The organism is Streptomyces sp. NPDC005566 (assembly GCF_040605575.1).
Classification (GTDB): domain Bacteria; phylum Actinomycetota; class Actinomycetes; order Streptomycetales; family Streptomycetaceae; genus Streptomyces.
The window spans coordinates 487,652-505,629 of record NZ_JBEXDB010000001.1; the positions used below are offsets into that span (position 1 = coordinate 487,652).

14 protein-coding genes and 1 pseudogene are annotated in these 17,978 nt (G+C 67.7%); 6 read left to right on the plus strand and 9 right to left on the minus strand.

What is annotated here, in order from left to right; genetic code table 11:
* Positions 1 to 12: 12 nt before the first annotated feature.
* Positions 13 to 498, minus strand: a complete 486-nt coding sequence (locus tag ABZS61_RS02350; protein ID WP_356414837.1) for a hypothetical protein — start codon at positions 496 to 498, stop codon at positions 13 to 15.
* 129 nt (positions 499 to 627) lie between these two features.
* Entirely contained in the window at positions 628 to 1,746 is a 1,119-nt protein-coding gene (gene proB / locus ABZS61_RS02355; protein WP_356414840.1) for a glutamate 5-kinase, read from the minus strand.
* 249 nt (positions 1,747 to 1,995) lie between these two features.
* Between proB and ABZS61_RS02360 the strand changes: the two genes are divergently transcribed.
* The gene (locus ABZS61_RS02360) at positions 1,996 to 3,423 is read left to right on the plus strand and encodes a polysaccharide pyruvyl transferase family protein (protein WP_356414843.1); all 1,428 of its coding nucleotides are present in this window, start codon (positions 1,996 to 1,998) and stop codon (positions 3,421 to 3,423) included.
* Positions 3,424 to 3,479: 56 nt separating this feature from the next.
* Here ABZS61_RS02360 and ABZS61_RS02365 read toward each other — a convergent pair whose 3' ends face one another.
* The 6 genes from ABZS61_RS02365 to rplU all read right to left on the minus strand — a co-directional run bounded on the left by ABZS61_RS02365 (position 3,480) and on the right by rplU (position 11,201).
* On the minus strand, positions 3,480 to 4,709 hold the full coding sequence (locus ABZS61_RS02365; RefSeq protein ID WP_356414846.1) for a glycosyltransferase family 2 protein: 1,230 nt from the start codon (positions 4,707 to 4,709) through the stop codon (positions 3,480 to 3,482).
* A 217-nt stretch (positions 4,710 to 4,926) separates the two neighbouring features.
* The gene (locus tag ABZS61_RS02370; RefSeq protein ID WP_356414849.1) at positions 4,927 to 7,116 is read right to left on the minus strand and encodes a hypothetical protein; all 2,190 of its coding nucleotides are present in this window, start codon (positions 7,114 to 7,116) and stop codon (positions 4,927 to 4,929) included.
* A gap of 136 nt (positions 7,117 to 7,252) precedes the next feature.
* On the minus strand, positions 7,253 to 8,752 hold the full coding sequence (locus tag ABZS61_RS02375; RefSeq protein WP_356414852.1) for a bifunctional cytidylyltransferase/SDR family oxidoreductase: 1,500 nt from the start codon (positions 8,750 to 8,752) through the stop codon (positions 7,253 to 7,255).
* Between the two features lie 277 nt (positions 8,753 to 9,029).
* Entirely contained in the window at positions 9,030 to 10,466 is a 1,437-nt protein-coding gene (obgE, locus tag ABZS61_RS02380; protein ID WP_356414855.1) for a GTPase ObgE, read from the minus strand.
* Positions 10,467 to 10,608: 142 nt separating this feature from the next.
* Complete coding sequence (rpmA, locus tag ABZS61_RS02385; protein WP_056785490.1) at positions 10,609 to 10,866, minus strand: 50S ribosomal protein L27; 258 nt, start codon at positions 10,864 to 10,866, stop codon at positions 10,609 to 10,611.
* A gap of 14 nt (positions 10,867 to 10,880) precedes the next feature.
* Positions 10,881 to 11,201 (minus strand): 50S ribosomal protein L21, encoded by a 321-nt coding sequence (gene rplU, locus ABZS61_RS02390; RefSeq protein WP_018551604.1) that lies wholly within the window; start codon positions 11,199 to 11,201, stop codon positions 10,881 to 10,883.
* A 274-nt stretch (positions 11,202 to 11,475) separates the two neighbouring features.
* Between rplU and ABZS61_RS02395 the strand changes: the two are divergent.
* From ABZS61_RS02395 to ABZS61_RS02410, 4 genes and pseudogenes are all read left to right on the plus strand, one after another.
* A pseudogene (locus tag ABZS61_RS02395) lies at positions 11,476 to 12,095 on the plus strand (transposase); the annotation flags it as partial.
* A gap of 280 nt (positions 12,096 to 12,375) precedes the next feature.
* Positions 12,376 to 12,762, plus strand: a complete 387-nt coding sequence (locus tag ABZS61_RS02400; RefSeq protein WP_356414859.1) for a peptidase inhibitor family I36 protein — start codon at positions 12,376 to 12,378, stop codon at positions 12,760 to 12,762.
* A 132-nt stretch (positions 12,763 to 12,894) separates the two neighbouring features.
* Complete coding sequence (locus ABZS61_RS02405) at positions 12,895 to 13,941, plus strand: hypothetical protein (protein ID WP_356414862.1); 1,047 nt, start codon at positions 12,895 to 12,897, stop codon at positions 13,939 to 13,941.
* 192 nt (positions 13,942 to 14,133) lie between these two features.
* The gene (locus ABZS61_RS02410; RefSeq protein WP_356414864.1) at positions 14,134 to 14,736 is read left to right on the plus strand and encodes an acyltransferase; all 603 of its coding nucleotides are present in this window, start codon (positions 14,134 to 14,136) and stop codon (positions 14,734 to 14,736) included.
* Positions 14,737 to 14,937: 201 nt separating this feature from the next.
* Here ABZS61_RS02410 and ABZS61_RS02415 read toward each other — a convergent pair whose 3' ends face one another.
* The gene (locus tag ABZS61_RS02415; RefSeq protein ID WP_356414867.1) at positions 14,938 to 16,506 is read right to left on the minus strand and encodes a glycosyltransferase family 4 protein; all 1,569 of its coding nucleotides are present in this window, start codon (positions 16,504 to 16,506) and stop codon (positions 14,938 to 14,940) included.
* 306 nt (positions 16,507 to 16,812) lie between these two features.
* On the opposite strand from ABZS61_RS02415, the gene wecB reads away from it, so the two are divergent.
* Positions 16,813 to 17,895: a UDP-N-acetylglucosamine 2-epimerase (non-hydrolyzing) gene (gene wecB / locus ABZS61_RS02420; protein ID WP_356414869.1), complete on the plus strand. Its 1,083-nt coding sequence runs from the start codon at positions 16,813 to 16,815 to the stop codon at positions 17,893 to 17,895.
* Positions 17,896 to 17,978 lie beyond the last annotated feature (83 nt).

The following is a 17,978-nucleotide window of genomic DNA, read 5'->3' on the forward strand; positions in this document are numbered from 1 at the left end:
ACGTACGCCCGGTCAGTACGGGTGCACCCCGACCGGGGCCGCCGGTGGCGGGCCGTAGCCCTCGGCGATGCGCTGGTGGTACGTCTCCCGGTCGATGACCTCCAGGCCGACGATCTCCCATGGCGGAAGCTTGGCGCTCGACCGGTGTTCACCCCACAGGCGCAGCGCGACCGCCGCCGCGTCGTGCAGGTCGCGCGCCTCTTCCCAGTAGCGGATTTCCGCATGGTCGTTGGCGTACCGGCTGGTCAGCAGAAACGGGTGGTCGTGCGCCAGCTGCTCCAGGCCGCGTCTGACCTCCTTCAGCGGGGTCTCGCTGCCGGAGACGCTGAGGGTGATGTGCCACAGCTTGGACTGGGTCAGCTCCTCCTCCGTCACCACCGGTTCCTGCTCGAGGGTCTGGTCGCTGCGCGGACCGCCGAAATCGGCCCCCGCTCCGACGCTGGTCAGGGCGCGACTGCCCGTTCCGCGGGGCAGCGCCCCCGGGCGCGCTCGTCTCACCGGCGGCCTCCTGTGAATGTGTAGCTGTGCTGACCCCTTGTATCCCCGTGACAAAGTTGACCAGTCCGGGGCCGGGTGTGGGGCGGTTTTGGTGAAGGTCTCTGCCCGAAGGCTGGACTTTCAGCCGTTTCAGGGGGTGAGGCGGGGCGCAAGGACGACGAGATCGTCCCTGTGTACGACCTCGCGCTCGTACGAGGGGCCGAGTTCCCGTGCCAGGTCGCGGGTGGAGCGGCCGAGCAGCTGGGGGATCTCCTTGGCGTCGAAGTTGACGAGCCCTCGGGCGACGGCCCGGCCGGAGGCGTCCCGCAGCTCCACGGGATCCCCTGCGGAGAACTCGCCCTCGACGGCGGAGATGCCGGCCGGCAGCAGGGAGGTGCGGCGCTCGACGACGGCCTCGACGGCTCCGTCGTCCAGGGTGAGCGCGCCCAGCGGGGTCGACGCGTGGGCCAGCCAGAGCAGCCGGTCGGCCGAGCGGCGTCCGGTGCGGTGGAAGTACGTACCGGTGTCACGGCCCGCGAGGGCGTCCGCGACCCGGCTCGCTGAGGTGAGGACGACGGGGACTCCGGCGGCGGTGGCGATCTGCGCGGCCTCGACCTTGGTGACCATGCCCCCGGTGCCGACGCCGGCCTTGCCCGCGCTGCCGATCGTGATGCCCTCCAGATCCGCGGGGCCGCTCACCTCGGCGATGCGGGAGGTGCCGGGGGTACTGGGGTCGCCGTCGTAGAGGCCGTCCACGTCGGAGAGGAGGACGAGGAGGTCGGCGTGGACGAGATGGGCGACGAGCGCGGCGAGCCTGTCGTTGTCGCCGAACCGGATCTCGTCGGTGGCCACGGTGTCGTTCTCGTTGACGACGGGGAACGCGCCCATCTCCAGGAGCTGGTCGAGGGTGCTGTACGCGTTGCGGTAGTGAGCGCGCCGGCTCGTGTCGTCGGCGGTGAGGAGCACCTGGCCGACGCGTACGCCGTAGCGGGCGAAGGACGCCGTGTAGCGGGCGACGAGCAGGCCCTGCCCGACGCTGGCCGCTGCCTGCTGGCGGGCCAGGTCCTTGGGTCTGCGGACGAGTCCGAGGGGGGCGAGTCCGGCGGCGATGGCTCCGCTGGAGACCAGGACGATCTCGCGCTCCCCGCCGCTCCTGACCTTGGCGAGTACGTCGACGAGGGCATCGACCCGGTCGGCGTCGAGGCCGCCGGACGCCGTGGTGAGCGAGGAGGATCCGACCTTGACCACGATCCGGCGGGCGTCGGTCACGCCCGGCCTCCGCCCCGCGCCGTCCCCGGAGGGTGTGCGGAGTGCGCCTTCGGTATCCCTTGCCCCTGACACGTACGCCCGTCCCCATCACGTCGTCCTGCTCGGTGACCACAATCTACGCGAGGAGGCCGGAGTGGCGCGGTGGCGTCTCAGCGCCGACGGACCGCCCGGTGCCGCCCTGTGAGGTGCCAACCGAAAAGAGCCATTTACGTAATCTCCACCGGTCATTCATCGGGCTACGCTTAACGCGTGACAGATGAACCTACCCGCAAGAGACGCATTCTTCTCAGATCGGGCAAAAGCCCCTTCGATGTGGCCTCGCTCGAACAATCCCTCCACAGAGATGTCTTCGCTACCAACGCGGGCAACTTGATCTTCAGCGACGCGGCGCACAAGATTCTGACGACTCCGCGGGCAGAGGTGTTCTCCAACGGAATCCGTACGGACCCGTCGGCGGCGGAGCGCATAAACGAGGAGTACGACGCATTCGTCGTGCCTCTCGCCAACGCCTTCCGCCCGACCTTCGAGCGGCCGCTGAAGCGGATGACGCAGCTGATCAAGAAGCTGCGCATTCCCGTCGTCGTCCTGGGTGTCGGAGCGCAGGCCTCCCTCACCTACGACGCGTCCCGGCTGAAGCCGATGGAGCCGACGGTCAGGGAATTCGTCACAGAGGTACTCAACCGCAGCGCGTCCATCGGTGTGCGTGGCGAGTTCACCGAGCAGTACCTCAAGGACATGGGATTCCGGGACGTCGAAGTCATCGGCTGCCCCTCCATGTTCCTGAACGGCGACACGTTCCAGGTCGAGAGGAAGACCGAGGCGCTGACCGCCGATTCTCTGATCTCGGTGAACGGATCGCACAGCGCCGTACGAGCGCACGGTCTGGACTCCATCATCCGGCAGGCGCACGAGCGCTATCCGCATCTGCGGTTCATCGGGCAGAACCTCCTCGAGGCCCAACTGCTGCACTGGCGGGAGACGTCGAACCCGATCGGCGCCCAGGCCTCCATGCCGACCCACCCGTCCCACCCCATGTACCGCGAGGGCAAGGTCCGGCTCTACGTCGACCCGGTCACCTGGATCGACGAACTGCGTGCGTACGACTTCTCGTTCGGCTCCCGCATCCACGGGAACATCGCGGCGCTGCTTGCCGGTGTACCGAGCACCGTGCTCTGCAGCGACTCCCGCACCCTCGAGCTGTGCAGGTACTTCGGCATCCCGCACCGCAAGATCACCGAGACCCCCAAGGACATCGACCCCGCCGAGCTGTACGCGGCGGCCGATTTCGGTGAACTCGTGAACGGCCACAAGGAACGCTTCCTCCGCTTCACCGGATTCATGGAGAGGAACGGCCTGGAGAACACGTTCACCCACGGCGACGGCGGCGCGGCATTCGACGCGCAGCTGGGCAAGCTCTCCTTCCCGCCCGCCGTGCGCCCGTGGATCGACAGTGATCCGGAGTCGCTGAGCGGCCGGTTCAGCTGGATGCAGAGCCGCATGGAGGAACTCACCGCGCAGAACACCATGTTGAGGAGCCAGCTCGACAGGAGGAGCGGCCCGGTCAGCATCAAGGTGCAGGCGGGTGACGGTGCGGCAGCCGCCTGGCCGTCGGCCTACCGGCGCGCCCGCCGCGTGGTGGGCCGTCCCGTCAGGAAGCTGCTGCGCCCCGAGCAGTAGCGGAAGGAAAGTCCACTGTCGCAGCGGGGCACGCGGGGCCTCACTCCTGCGCGGGCTCAGACCTTGTGTGCCCGCTGCGGCATGTGCAGGGTGGTCCTGGCCACCCTGCGGGCCTTGCGTGCCAGGCGCCGCACGAAGACGGCAGTGGACCGGGTGACCGGCGGCGCCTCGGTCCGCCCGTCGGCGAACCGTTCGGTCACGGTCACCTCGTAGGCCGAGTCGGGCAGCCCCGCGCCCTCCCCGAAGTGCGGATAGGCCAGGTACAGCCGGCCCCTGATCCCCTTCCGGACGGCCTCCGGCTCGCGCTTGTCCTTGATGAACTGCAGGATGTCCAGGAGCAGATCGAGCCGGCCCTTCGACACGCAGATCATGCGCAACCGCTCCTGGACCCTGAGACGTCCGGCCAGCCCCGCCGACCAGAAGGCCTCCAGCAGCGGGGCGCCCAGCTCCATCTTCTTGGCCCGCACGGCCTCGGACTGCTTGAGGAGTACGGGGCCGAACTGCGGGAGCAGTGTGACGACGAACGGCCTGACCATCAGGGCGTCCCGCCGGGGCCCGGGCGGGAAGTGTGCGGCTATGAGCCCCATCAGCGCGCGGGCCGAATCGAAGCGCAGCAGGTAACTGCCGCTCTTCGTCACGTGTTTGCCGTCCTCCCTGCCGACCAGGTAGTAGCAGACGTGGTCGGCGACGATGGAGACGCCGTTGCCCCGCAGGTACGCCTCCATGGTGAAGAGCGCGTCCTCACCGGTCTTCAGTCCCTCGTCGAAGGCCATGTCGAACCGTACGAGGAGTTCCCGCCGGAACAGCTTCTGGGCACTCAGGGTGAACTTGATGTTGGAGGAGTGGACGTCGGTCCGTTCGACCGTCTCCTTCCACATCGACTTCGCGGCACCGCGGTTGACTCCGACGACCTTGCCCAGCACCACATCCGTGCCGGCCCGGTCGCCCATCGCGACCATCCGCTCCAGGGCCTCCTCGCCGAAGTAGTCGTCCGCGTCGAGGAAGAAGACGTACCGGCCACGGGCGAGACCGAGGCCGACATTGCGCGGGCCGCTGGGCCCGCCCGAGTTCTCCTGGCGGATGACACGCATGTCGATCGCGGTCCTGGCGGCGAATTCCTCCAGGTACTCCCCCGTCCCGTCGGTGGAGCCGTCGTCAACGGCGACGATCTCCATGCGCCCGGCGGGAAGTGTCTGCGCCTCGACGGATTCCAGGCAGCGCATCAGATAGGGCATCGCCTCATAGGCCCCGATTATGACGCTGACATCTGGCGTGCTGCTGCTCATCGCTCCCCGGTCTGTACATATACGCATCAATCAGGAGAAACGATAGAGCGGCGGTCGATCACCTGCTCTGTGCACGGGCACGCCGAACGGCCCGTACGTTCCCCTCCCGGAGGAGGAGACGGACGGGCCGTCGAGGGGGTTGCGTCACCATCCGGACGACTTGCGAACATCTGGATGACGGCTGGATTACATCTGTTGGCCGATACCGATCAGGCCATCAGCGAGACAGCGTGGGACCTGCGCCGATGCTCGCGTCGGCCTCCGAAGCGGCCATCGCGTCGGGATCCGCCGCTGCCACCGCCTCCGCGGTGACCGCAGCCGCACCGTCGCCGGCACCACTGGAGGAGGCCTCGGGGTCGGGCAGGGGGGCGGGCTGTTCCCCGATGCGCTGGGCGACGCCCGCGTTGCGCGCCTCGGCCTTGGCCGAGAGCGTCCGCACGGCCGCGTTGAACCGCTCCAGGGACGTCGGCTCGTCCGGGCCCAGCAGATAGCTCTTCAGCTCGCGGCGGGCATCGGTCAGCGGGTCCGCCTTCGAGTCGGCGACCGCGTGCAGCAGATCGCCGATCTCCTCGGCGCTGTTGGAGAGGACGACAGCGGCCCGTACGGCGGTGTTCTGGCGCTTGAACTCCTCCGCGCCGAGCTCCGCCGAGTCCGTGACGGCGTACGGCTTGCCGCTCGCGATGAAGTCGGACACCACACTGGAGATGTCCGAAACCATGGCATCGGCCTGGTTGAAGCAGTCGTACAGCTTGGGCTGCGAGCCGGTGACCGTCCGGTGCTCCCACCAGCCGAAGGAACGCCAGTACGCGTCGTTCCACTCGGCCCGCAAGGTGGCCATCTCGGCCTGGCGTGCCGGATCGGCGAGCGAGACCCTCGATTCCTCCGACTCGTCCCCACCGGCCCGGCCGGGCTGGGCCAGCACGTCCAGCCGTGCCTCGATGCGTGTCAGCTCGGCCTGCGCCGCACGCTGATCCGCGGCGGCCTTGCCGGCTTCCCCCGCCCAGTGGGGGTCGGCCGCGCGCACCTGGGCGGCCTTGGCCACCCGGGCGACGATCCGCGCGTGCACGGCCTTGGCCTTGGCACTGCGGATGCCGGTGAAGGGGTGCGGCTTGTAGATGACCCGGACGGGCTCGTCCGCGTCGAGCAGCCTGCGGACGATGTTCTCGCCGGCCAGCAGCAGGGAGGTGTTGCCGGGGTTGTCGTCCCAGCCTTCCCAGGTCGGGGCGTACAGCACCGTCGGGATGGGGTTCTTCGCGGTGCCGCTCCAGCTCGTGATGGGCGCCAGCTGCGGACGGCCGACCTCGACGATGTCCTCGTCGCGGATGCCGACGTCGGCCAGCGCGTACCGGTCGCGGCCCGCGCGGCCGGCCGTCCAGACCTCGTCGTACACCTTGGAGTACGGGTTGACGCTGGCCAGCTTGTCGCTGTCGCCGTGCCCGATGAAGACATGCTTCATCGTCGGGACGCGGAGCATGTGGATGTTCTTGCCGACATTGGCCGGGTACAGGCAGACCCGCACGGTGGAGAGGTTCAGATTCATCAGGTGGGTGCCCGCGGGGATGCAGACCACCGGTACGGAGGTCTCGCCGAGCATGGCGACCAGGGGGCGCTCGCGCATGACGATCAGCGGCCGGCCCTCTATGCCGGCCATGGTGTCCAGCCACATGTTGACCTGGTAGGCCGACTCGTTGGAACCGGAGAAGTACAGGACGACGGTCGGCTGGTACTCGTTCAGCCAGGTGTCCAGGGCCTTGAGCACGGCGGGTGTCGTCGGCACCCGGCGGGACCGGCGCAGGTACGGGACGAGCAGGGCGTTGTAGACGACGGCCAGCAGAACCGTCACTCCTGCTCCGACGAACCCGATGATCTCCTGCCCCGTTCCGGCGGCGATCAGGATGCCGGCCACCGCGGGGACGTCCATGTGCAGCATCTTCTCGGCGGAGCGGTGCAGCAGCGCGCGCGGCGGGGCGTCGGCGATGCGGACGGCGTGCAGGTCCACGTTGCGGGTGACGATCGGCATCGTGCGCCGGAGCCGGATGAGCGTCGTCAGGGCGCCGTGCGGTGCCTGGAGACCGTAGAAGACGAGGAAGCAGGCGACCGCCGCGTAGAAGAGAGGTTCCTCCGCGAGATCCAGCCGGGCCAGCAGCAGGATGATCATCAGCTGGCGGAGCAGGAAGCGGATCGACAGCCCCGCCCGCACCTTGCCGAGCCGGTTGACCAGATAACTCCCGCGCTGGTGCAGGTACCAGTCCGTGACGTACGTGACAGCCGTGGCCGCCGCGAAGAACCAGATATCGGGAAGTAGCGCGGCGACCATGACGCACGGGTATCCCAGCGTCATCAGTACGGCTGCCGCCAGTTCTGACCGGCTGCCCACACGGGCCAGGCGAATGGCTGTCGAAATCACGAAGAACCTGCTCCAGGGGGTGCCGGTTGATTCACGTATTGAGGGAAATGTGAAGATGCGGCTTCACGCACTCGGGCCTCTGCAGTCGCATTTCAGCGACAACAGAGGCCCGTTAAAGTACATTTGTCAAGAATTATTACACATCTTCCTGACGGTCCAGCACCGAGGCGAGCGCCTGCTCGAATCCGGAGGATTCGGCGACGTCACGCGTCGGGTCCTGCTGGCGCACGTCGATGACGTGACCCGTCATCGCCGAGAGCAGGACGTCCAGCGAGGTGCGTGCCACTGCCTCGGAGGAGAGCAGCGAGCCGTCCGGCTCCTGACCGAACGCCTTGGTCCGCATCGGGGTCGCGGTGCGCTCCGGGTTCACACAGTTGACCCGGATCCCGTCGCCGGCCCACTCGTCCGCGAGCGCCTGGGTGAGGTTCACCATGGCTGCCTTGGTGGAGGAGTAGAGGCTGTACTCGGCGCGGCCGCGGGTGTAGCTGCTGGAGGTGTAGAGCAGCAACTGGCCCCGGGTCTCCGCCAGGTACTTGTACGAGGCGCGGGCGATCTGGACGGGAGCCAGGTAGTTGACGTTCAGTGCTTCCTGGATCGTCGTGTTGTCGGTCTCGGCCAGCTTGCCGATACGCAGCACGCCCGCGGTGTTGATGACGTAGTCGACGCGACCGGTCTCCGCGTACGCCTTGGAGAGCGCGTCGTCCACGTGCTCCGGGTTCTCGACGTGGGTACCGGTGGTCGAACGGCCCAGCGCGTACACGGTGGCGCCGTACTGCTCGGCCAGGGTGGCGATGTCCGCGCCGATCCCGTACGAACCGCCGAAGACGACCAGGGTCTTGCCCGAGAGCAGCTCCCGGTAGGCGGCCTCGTCGGCCTGGCGCGGGGCTGCGGTGGAGGCCAGCTGGAAGAGCTTGTCGGTGATGAAGACGTCGACCGGCTGGGTCACCTTCATGTTGTACTCGTCGCCCGCGACCACGTAGATCGGCACGTCGGGGAGGTACCGCAGGACCACCGAACAGTCGTCGGTGGCCTGGAAGTTCGGGTCACCCGCCGCGATCGCGTACGCCTTGCGGATCGTGGAGAGCTTGAAGGCCTGCGGGGTCTGGCCGCGGCGCAGCCGGGACCGGTCCGGGACCTCGGTGATGAATTCCCCGTCCTCGCCGTGCGTGCGGGTCACGATGATCGTGTCCGCGGACGGGATGGCGACGTCGACGGCCTGGTAGCGGTCGAGGGCGTCGACGCAGTCCTTGATGACGCGCTGTGACAGAAGCGGACGGACAGCGTCATGGAAGAGGACGTTGCGGTCCTCGCCCTCCGCGAGCCCTTCGCCGAGTGCCGCGATGGCACGCTCGGTGGTCTCGTTGCGGGTGTTCCCGCCTTCGATGATCTTGACGACCTTGGTCAGCCCGGCCTTGGCGACGATCTTCTCGACATCGGGCACGAAGCCCGGCGCCATCAGCACGATGACATCGTCGATGTCCTCGGCGTTCTCGAAGATGGACAGCGTGTGCTCGATGACTGCCTTACCGGCGATCTTCAGCAGCTGCTTGGGGATCGCCAGTCCCACGCGCTGACCGGTACCACCGGCGAGCACGACCGCTGTGGTCCGGGGCTTGGCTTCATGCGGCAAAGACACAGACGACCTACCTTGCGATGACAGGGGGGAACAGTGTGATGGTCGCACTCTCCGTGACCGTCTCGCAAGGCGGACGCCCACCGCTGCACGCCTCCGCGAAACCCGCAGTTCACTGCCTGGCCAGGGAGGTTGGGCCCTGCCGGCCCCGTACGCGGAGTGACGGACTCCACAGACGTGTTACGCAATCCGCACAACGTCGGCCACGGAACCGCCGCCACCTGGCAGTTCCCTGTGAGAACGGGCGCCCCTCCGCGCGGAGGGGCGCCCGGCGGGGTGCCTAGAAGGGCTTGAAGTCGTCGTACTCGCGCTGTGCCTCGTCGCGCTCGGTCTCCCGCTCACGGCGACGCTGCTCGGCGGGCCGCGGTGCCTCGAGCCGGTGGTCCTCGCCACGGCGGCCCAGCATCTCGGCGCCCGCTGTCAGGCTCGGCTCCCAGTCGAAGACGACCGCGTTCTCCTCTGCCCCGATGGCCACGCCGTCACCGGCCTGGGCGCCCGCCTTGCGCAGCGCGTCCTCGACACCGAGGCGGTTGAGGCGGTCCGCGAGGTAGCCGACGGCCTCGTCGTTGTTGAAGTCGGTCTGGCTGATCCAGCGTTCGGGCTTCTCGCCGCGCACGCGGTAGATGCCCTCGTCGTCCCTCGTGACCGTGAAGCCCGCGTCGTCGACGGCCTTGGGACGGATGACGACCCGGGTCGACTCCTCCTTCGGCTTGGTGGCGCGCGCCTCGGCGATGATCCCGGCGAGGGCGTAACTGAGCTCGTTGAGACCCTTGTGCGCGATGGCCGACACCTCGAAGACGCGGTAGCCGCGCGCTTCCAGGTCCGGGCGGATCATGTCGGCGAGGTCCTGGCCGTCCGGGATGTCGACCTTGTTGAGGGCGACGATGCGCGGGCGGTTCTCGAGGCCGCCGTACAGCCGCAGCTCCTCCTCGATCATGTCGAGGTCGGAGACGGGGTCACGGTCCGACTCGAGCGTCGCGGTGTCCAGGACGTGCACGAGCACGGAGCAGCGCTCGACGTGCCGCAGGAACTCCAGGCCGAGGCCCTTGCCTTGGCTGGCGCCCGGGATGAGCCCGGGGACGTCCGCGATGGTGTAGACGGTCGAGCCCGCGGTGACGACGCCCAGGTTGGGTACGAGGGTCGTGAACGGGTAGTCCGCGATCTTCGGCTTGGCCGCGGAGAGCACCGAGATCAGCGAGGACTTGCCGGCGCTCGGGTAGCCGACGAGAGCGACGTCGGCGACGGTCTTGAGCTCCAGGACGATGTCCCTGCTCGTTCCCGGCTCGCCGAGCAGCGCGAAGCCGGGCGCCTTGCGGCGCGCCGATGCCAGCGCCGCGTTGCCGAGGCCGCCGCGGCCGCCCTGGCCCGCCACGAAGGTGGTGCCCTGGCCGACCAGGTCCGCCAGGACGTTGCCGTCGCCGTCGAGGACGACGGTGCCGTCCGGGACGGGCAGCACCAGGTCCTGGCCGTCCTTGCCGGAGCGGTTGTCGCCCGCACCGGGCTGGCCGTTCGTGGCCTTGCGGTGGGGGCTGTGGTGGTAGTCCAGCAGCGTGGTGACGGCCTGCTCGACGACGAGGATCACGTCGCCCCCGCGTCCGCCGTTGCCCCCGTCGGGGCCGCCCAGCGGCTTGAACTTCTCACGGTGGACGGAGGCGCAGCCGTGGCCCCCGTTACCTGCGGCGGCATGCAGCTCGACGCGGTCCACGAAGGTGGTCATGGTTGGTGCCTCCAGGTAATGCGGATAAATACAGGAATGTCTTTAGACGTAACGCGCCGAGGGCGGACCCGCTTCCCCGATTACCGGGAAAGCTGAGATCCGCCCTCGGAAGGTGCTGTGTCGTTCAGCCGAAACCTGAAAATCAGGCAGCGACGGGAACGATGTTCACGACCTTGCGGCCACGGTGCGTACCGAACTCCACCGCACCGGCGGTCAGCGCGAACAGCGTGTCGTCGCCGCCACGGCCGACGCCCGTGCCCGGGTGGAAGTGGGTACCGCGCTGGCGGACCAGGATCTCACCGGCGTTCACGGCCTGACCGCCGAAGCGCTTCACGCCGAGCCGCTGGGAATTTGAGTCGCGCCCGTTCCGAGTGGACGATGCGCCCTTCTTATGTGCCATGTCTCCTCAGTCCCTTACTTCGCAGCCGCGGGGATACCGGTGACCTTGATCGCCGTGTACTGCTGGCGGTGACCCTGGCGACGGCGGTAGCCGGTCTTGTTCTTGTAGCGAAGGATGTCGATCTTCGCGCCCTTGTGGTGGTCCACGATCTCGGCCTGGACCTTGATGCCGTCCAGGACCCAGGGGTCGCTGGTCACGGCGTCGCCGTCGACAACGAGCAGGGTCGAGAGCTCGACCGTGTCGCCAACCTTGGCGGTGGGAATCTTGTCAACCTCAACGATGTCGCCGACAGCAACCTTGTGCTGGCGACCACCGCTGCGCACGATGGCGTACACGCGGATCTCTCTCTCACTCGGAACGGATCCCCCTGAAGCCAGCCGTTCGCGCAGGCCGGGGCCCACGACAGTCCGGAAGGATGAGCGGCCTCTCACGGGGACGAATCCACCGCGAGGGATGTGCTCAGGGGTAGGCGCACGGAAACACGCCGAAGGTCAAGGCTACGGGGCGGGGCGCGGGGGGTCAAACCGGGTCGCCTGCAGGCTGCAGCCTCGCCCCGTCGCCTTTCTCGCGGTCCCGCAAGGGGCCTCCGACCTCCGGGCCCGCATGACGGTTGCCTACCTGCCCGGACTCGTAATGCGGCGGGTCGCCCACCCGTGTCCCCGGCGAGGCGAAGACCGACGCGAAGGACGCCGCGGTGATCGCGGGGCAGCCCGCACATGCCCTACACCCTGCGCACCCCTGGAGCTGACCGGCGAGATCACCGCCGAGCCAACCGTCGCGGTCGGCTCCGACCAGGACCTCGCCACCGAGGCCACCCGCACCTCCAACCGCATACGCGGCCTACCCGCCCAGTTCCACCCCAGCATCGAACGCGCCCTGGGCCCCTGCCTGGACCACCCAGCCGTGATCTGGCTCTTGAGGCGCTACGGTTCCCGGCCGGTAAGGCGATGCCTTCGCCGCCCTCGGCGACCGTCGTCGTATGGCACGCACGGGCACCCTCGACGCCGTGGCCCTTTCCCTAGCCCGTCCCTGACAGATCGACACCCTGCTGGACGCCCGTCCGCTTTCCCCGATTCCTGACCTTGATGCCAGGGCGTCGGCGTCAGGCCCGCCGCAGTCCTGCCGACCACCCGCGGCGACGGCACCAGCTTCCCCGCCGCCGCCCACCTCGCCTTCCACGCCGGAATCGCCGCACCACCGAGGGGTCCATCCACGGCGAACACGCACCACTCGTGGCCGAATTGCTCGCGCAGCATGACCGGTAATGACGTTTGAAATTCCAGGTACACCACGGAACCGAAGAAGGCGGATTCCTTCCGGCCACATGTACCTCCACTTTTCGTCACACCGGCACATGCCACTGGCGATCCGAGCGCCTTGGAGGGAGAGTCATCGCGGCAGATGACCCGGCGAACACAGTTGCGCAATCCCGGTGCACGGACAGCAATTTTGGCATATATATGCGAAATCCAATCGGGATCAACAGACCGCAACCAGAGAGGGAATTCCATGGAGTGGAAGAAGAAGTCGGCAGCCGTCCTTTCGGCTCTCGCCATCACCGGCGGCGCAATGATGATGACCGCGACACCCGCTTCGGCAGCCGGAGACTGCCCGGCGGCCAGATTGTGCATCTACGACACCACCAATTTCGGTGGTGACAGGATCACCAGCGCCAGCACCAACGCCTGTTTCACGCCCTGGAACACCGTGCTATTCGGTTCCATCCAGTCCTACGTCAGCAATTCATCCGTCACAGCCAAGGTCTGGCAGAAGAACAGCGGCAGCGGTTATACCGCGGTTCGCACGATGCCGGCCGGCGGCTTCAGTAGCGACATCGGCACCCCCGTCGGAGGAGGCCAGTACGACAAGGTCTGCCTGGGTAACGCAACCCCCTGAATCGTACGGGCCACCCATGAGAGCCGGGGTCCGTGACGGACCAACCCCGGCAAGCGCCCCCGAGTGCCATGCCACAAGGCACTCGGGGCCACCTCCATGCACGGATCCGAGACAGAGGACGCAGGTCAGTTCATGCGCGTGTTCGGAACAACTCGGCCATTCCTCGCCGCTGCCCTCGTCATCGCACTGGCAATGCTGGCACCGACCGCAGCCCGTGCCGATAACGGCGGAGTCACACGTGCCCAATTGTCCGACGCCATACGGATTCCAGGTGGCACCACAGTCGAGTTACTCAGGCGGTCTCTCACATTGACCGCCGGGGAAAAACGACACATCAGGACCCGATTGGAAACAACGAGCTCCACTGTTGGAATAGTCGGGCTGACCAATCGCATCAAGTGCATCAACTCGACCGGCGCCCCCGCGTCCGTGGTGGCCGCATCGGCCAGAAATCACGAAGGATACGACACCGACACGTATGCGACACCGGGCCATTTACCGATCTATGCGGATCTTCTTTTCACATCACCGACCGCCGGAGTGTACACGTGCATTCTTTACGGTTCCGCTTACTCGACCCTGCCGGGCAGCTATTACCTGACCGCCGTCGCCGCCAGCACGTGGCTGGAGGTCAGCGACTCCGATCAGAAGGGCGCCCAGTGGTGGCAGAACCCGGCCTGCGAGAGCGCTGACACTTCCGGCTCATGCACATATGTCGGCGAAGGTGCAGTCGATCCCGATGCCTGGGTCTTTTATGACGACGGGACTCCAGTCCACAAGTGGAAGGCGGATTCGACTGCCACATCCGTGACGGCCCAGGCCAACGTCGAATTGACTACCTGCTACAAGGGAACTGCCTCCTGCGCGGACGGGATGGACCAGTACGCACGCGGCACGAACGCGGTCGTTGACACTCGCTTCGACTTCGTCCAGCTCGACACGACCGGCCATGCCTGCCGCACGTACAGCACGGCCTCGCGGAAGACGATCACCGATGACGGGCATCACTACGTCGCATACTTCGCACTGCCACGCATGGGTATCGAAGCGGCGTGCGGCACCCGGACGTTCATCATGCGCGTCTACGTCAAGCACGTCTCGGGTCAGACCGTGAAGGTCGACGGTGTTCAGAACGGGGCGACCTCACTGACAAATGGCATCGCATTCAACCACCCATAGCACCCGGAAGGCAGCCAGCACGGGGAACGAACAGCACCGACGCCTCGGTCCGGCCAGTGTGTACTCTCCCTGACGACATGGGAGTCCTGCTAGCGATCACACCGTTGTACGCATGCCCAGCAGAGCCTGCCGCGCGGGGACCGTAAGCTCTGAGCTCTCCCATACATCCGCACCCCGGAAGGCGTGTCCCCCGTGAACTACCGAGTCCAGCCCACCGCCCAGGTCGACGACAGCGCCGAGATCGGGGACGGCAGCAGCGTATGGGAGCTCGCTCAGATCCGTGAGGGAGCCAAGCTCGGCGAGGGCTGCGTGGTCGGCCGCGGCGCCTACGTGGGTACCGGTGTGCAGATCGGCAACAACGTCAAGCTGCAGAATTACGCCCTGGTGTACGAGCCCGCCGAGCTCGGCGATGGTGTCTTCGTCGGCCCCGCAGTGGTCCTCACCAACGACCACAACCCGCGCTCCGTCGACCCCGAGGGCAAGCAGAAGCGTGGCGGCGACTGGGAGGCGGTCGGTGTGAAGGTCTCCGAGGGTGCCTCTCTGGGCGCACGATCCGTCTGTGTCGCACCGGTTCGGATCGGACGCTGGGCAATGGTCGCGGCGGGCGCCGTCGTCACGAAGGACGTCCCGGACTTCGGCCTGGTGGTGGGCGTACCGGCCCGCCGGATCGGCTGGGTGGGCCGGGTAGGGGTGAAGCTCGTCGAGCGTTCGGGCGAGCCGGGTGTCTGGGAGTGCCCGCAGACGGGCGCGCTGTACGACGAGAAGGCCGGCATCCTCGACGAGCGCATTGTCTGAGCCGTCGCCCCGGACCACAACCGGCCGGGCCCGCAGCCGTGTGCCGGTCTGTCGGCGCCGCCCTCCGGGCGTGGTCGGCTGGGCTTGTCCGGCCGTGTGCCCGGTCGAGCAGGCGCACACACGAGAGCCGGCCCCTCGGGAAGTCGAAGTGTGTCGACTTCCCGAGGGGCCGGCGCCCGTTCCGCCCTCGGAGGAAGCGGGTCAGCTCTCCCGGCGCGGCCGGTCGGGCAGCAGCTCGCTGTAGATGCGGTCCAGCACCTCGCCCTGCGCCTCCCAGGTCCAGCTCTCCAGCAGACCCGGCTTCTCGTACGCCTTCCGGTACCGGCCCGGATCCGCGAGCACTGCCTTCACGGCGCGCACGTAGTCCTCGACGTCCTGGGCCTTGAAGACCTCGCCCTGTCCGGTCTTCTCAACCATGTCCGCCATGGTCCGGATATCACTGACGACAACCGGCAGCTTCGCCTGCGAGTATTCGAAGAACTTGTTGCTCAGTGCGAGTTCGTGGTTGGGCAGGTGGTGCAGAGGACTGACAGCCGCGTCGGCTACGGAGAGGTACTCGGGCACCTGCCAGTGCGGCACGAACGGCAGGACGTGCACGCGGTCGCCGACACCCATCTCCTCGATCAGCTTCTCGATCGTGGCAGTGGCGGTGTAGGCCTTGCCCGGCGGTACGGATACGAGGGCGACATGCACATCCGGCAGGAACGGCATGGCCTCGATCATGGTCTCGACGCCGCGGACCGGGTTGATGCCACCGCAGTAGGCGAGCAGAGGCGTGTCCTCGCCGATACCGCACAGCTCACGCAGGTTGGGTACCGGATCCGCCGCCTCGACCTCGGCGGGGTCCGGCGAGCAGACCGGCGCGTTCAGAACGACATGCGGCAGTTCGGAGAGCTTGTGGTCCTTCTTGAGCAGCTCGGCGAGCGACGGCGAGACGGTGATGGCCGTATCGGCGAACACCGCGTGCTCCTTCTCCCAGGCAACGTGTCCAGGAAGCCACCGGCCGTGGGTGGAGTGCAGACCCGGAACGTACTCGTGAGCGTCCCAGATGAGCTTGACCCGGCGGCCCGCAGCCCGCCCACGTACCGCGGCACGCGCTCCGACCCCGAGCATGCGGAAGTCGTGGGCGTGGATCAGATCGGGTTCGAGCTTGTCGATGTGCTTGGCGAAGGCGAGCTCGTAGTCCCACAGGTAGGGGAGCAACTGGCGCCAAGCGCGCTCACCCCGCAGCTTGCTCCACATACCCGTGGTAGCACGGTCGAGAGGGCTGTCGTAACCCTTGCGCTTCTCCTGCAGGTCAAAGGTCTCTCGCGCCCGCAGTCCCACCCACATCCCGTACACCTTCGCGCTGACGCGGGGCACAAGGAGCCGGCCCTTCGCTCCGCTCACGCTCGCGCCGGGACCCTGCGCACGCGTGGCGGCCTGCCTGAAGCGGAGGTCGGAGCGCCAGGCCTTGACCGCCTGCACGCGGTAGCGCGCCTGCTGAGGAGTCCGGTAGGCAAGGGGCTTGCGCAGGATCGGACGTCGCATGTCCTGGCGCCGCGGAGCCAGTGGCGCCGGCTTGGGGACGAGCCTCACCTCAGCCTCGCCGATCTTCCACGAGTGCTCGTCGCGGTCCGGCGAGATACCGAACAGGACGACGTCCCACCCCGCATCCGCTGCGGACCGTGCGGTCTTCTGCACCCGGGAATCGTTCCTGACGCCGTTGTCGACGAGCATGACGATCCGCCCCCGGCTCCCTTGGGACGGCGTGGTGCTGTCGAGCTCCATTTACATGCCTCTCTTGGTATCTCAAGGGCCCCCGGCCCTTGCCACTACAGCCCTGCCACCGGGCGGGCGCAGCGCACATACAGTATTCACGTCGTGCGATGGGCGCAGCGTTGAACTTTACCGTGTCCCACTAATCGTTCTCGTGTCCGGACCCGGCCGAGACCTGCCGGAGATGTGGGCGAGATCTCAGCAGGGACGACCGACCGGCCGGATCAGCCGGACGTTCTATCATCGCCGAAGTATTTGGCACGCCCCGTACCATCGAGCAGTCGCCGGTGCCCCGGCCCTCCCAAGGAGCAGAACAACGTGAAGGTCCTCAGTGTCGTAGGGGCTCGCCCCCAGTTGGTGAAGCTCGCCGCGATCGCCTCGGCCTTCGCCGAAACGCCCCACCAGCACGTCATCGTGCATACCGGGCAGCACTACGACGCGGATCTGTCGGACGTCTTCTTCGACGGCCTGGGCATCCCCGCGCCGGATGTGCACCTCGGTGTGGGTTCCGGCAGCCACGGTGTGCAGACCGGCGCGGTACTCGCGGCGATGGACAAGGTTCTCGAGGAGGAGCGGCCCGACTGGGTGCTCGTCTACGGAGACACCAACTCCACCGTCGCGGGCGCGCTGTCCGCCGTGAAGATGCACCTTCCCGTCGCACACCTCGAAGCGGGGCTGCGCTCCTTCAACCGCCGGATGCCCGAGGAGCACAACCGGGTCCTCACCGATCACTGTGCTGACCTGCTGCTGGCCCCGACCGAAGAGGCCGTACGCCACCTCGCCAACGAAGGACTGCAGGAGCGGACCCGGCTCGTGGGCGACGTGATGGTCGACATCTGCCTCCGTATCCGTGATGCGGTGACCGCAGGCGCGCACACGCCGCCCGCGTTGCCGGACGGCATCGACCCTGCCGCCCCCTTCCTCCTCGCCACGTTGCACCGCCCGGACAACACCGACGACCCCGAGCGGCTCGCCGAGATCATCGCGTCGCTCGCGTCGCTGCCGGTGCCGGTGGCCCTGCTGGCGCACCCGCGACTGGTAGCCCGCGCCGAGGAGCACGGCATCAAGCTCGACCAGGGTTCCGTGCACGTCAGCCGGCCGCTGCCCTACGCGGGTCTGGTCGCGGCGGTCATGGCGTCCGCGGGCGTGGTCACCGACTCCGGCGGCCTTCAGAAGGAGACGTTCCTCCTCGGCCGGGCGTGCACCACGATCCGCCCCGAGACCGAGTGGGTGGAGACGCTGGAGGACGGCTGGAACGTCCTGGTCCCCAACCCGCAGGAACTGGACCGTCAGGAGTGGGCTGCCATCGCCACCCGTCCTGCTCCCGAGACTCCGCAGGGCACCCCGTACGGAGACGGCCACGCCGCACGCACAGTGGTCCAGGTTCTCGAACAGGCCTGATTCCACCCTTGGTGCACCCGAACCACCCGGCCCAGCGTCTCTGGAGCTTCACTTGCGTCACTCCACCAATCAACTCGAGGCGC

Bases quoted from the DNA above. Each gene is read 5' to 3' on its own strand.
- obgE (WP_356414855.1), bottom strand. From the start codon at position 10,466: ATGACCACCTTCGTGGACCGCGTCGAGCTGCATGCCGCCGCAGGTAAC.
- ABZS61_RS02365 (WP_356414846.1), bottom strand. From the start codon at position 4,709: ATGAGCAGCAGCACGCCAGATGTCAGCGTCATAATCGGGGCCTATGAG.
- ABZS61_RS02400 (WP_356414859.1), top strand. From the start codon at position 12,376: ATGGAGTGGAAGAAGAAGTCGGCAGCCGTCCTTTCGGCTCTCGCCATC.
- ABZS61_RS02415 (WP_356414867.1), bottom strand. From the start codon at position 16,506: ATGGAGCTCGACAGCACCACGCCGTCCCAAGGGAGCCGGGGGCGGATC.
- rpmA (WP_056785490.1), bottom strand. From the start codon at position 10,866: ATGGCACATAAGAAGGGCGCATCGTCCACTCGGAACGGGCGCGACTCA.
- ABZS61_RS02405 (WP_356414862.1), top strand. From the start codon at position 12,895: ATGCGCGTGTTCGGAACAACTCGGCCATTCCTCGCCGCTGCCCTCGTC.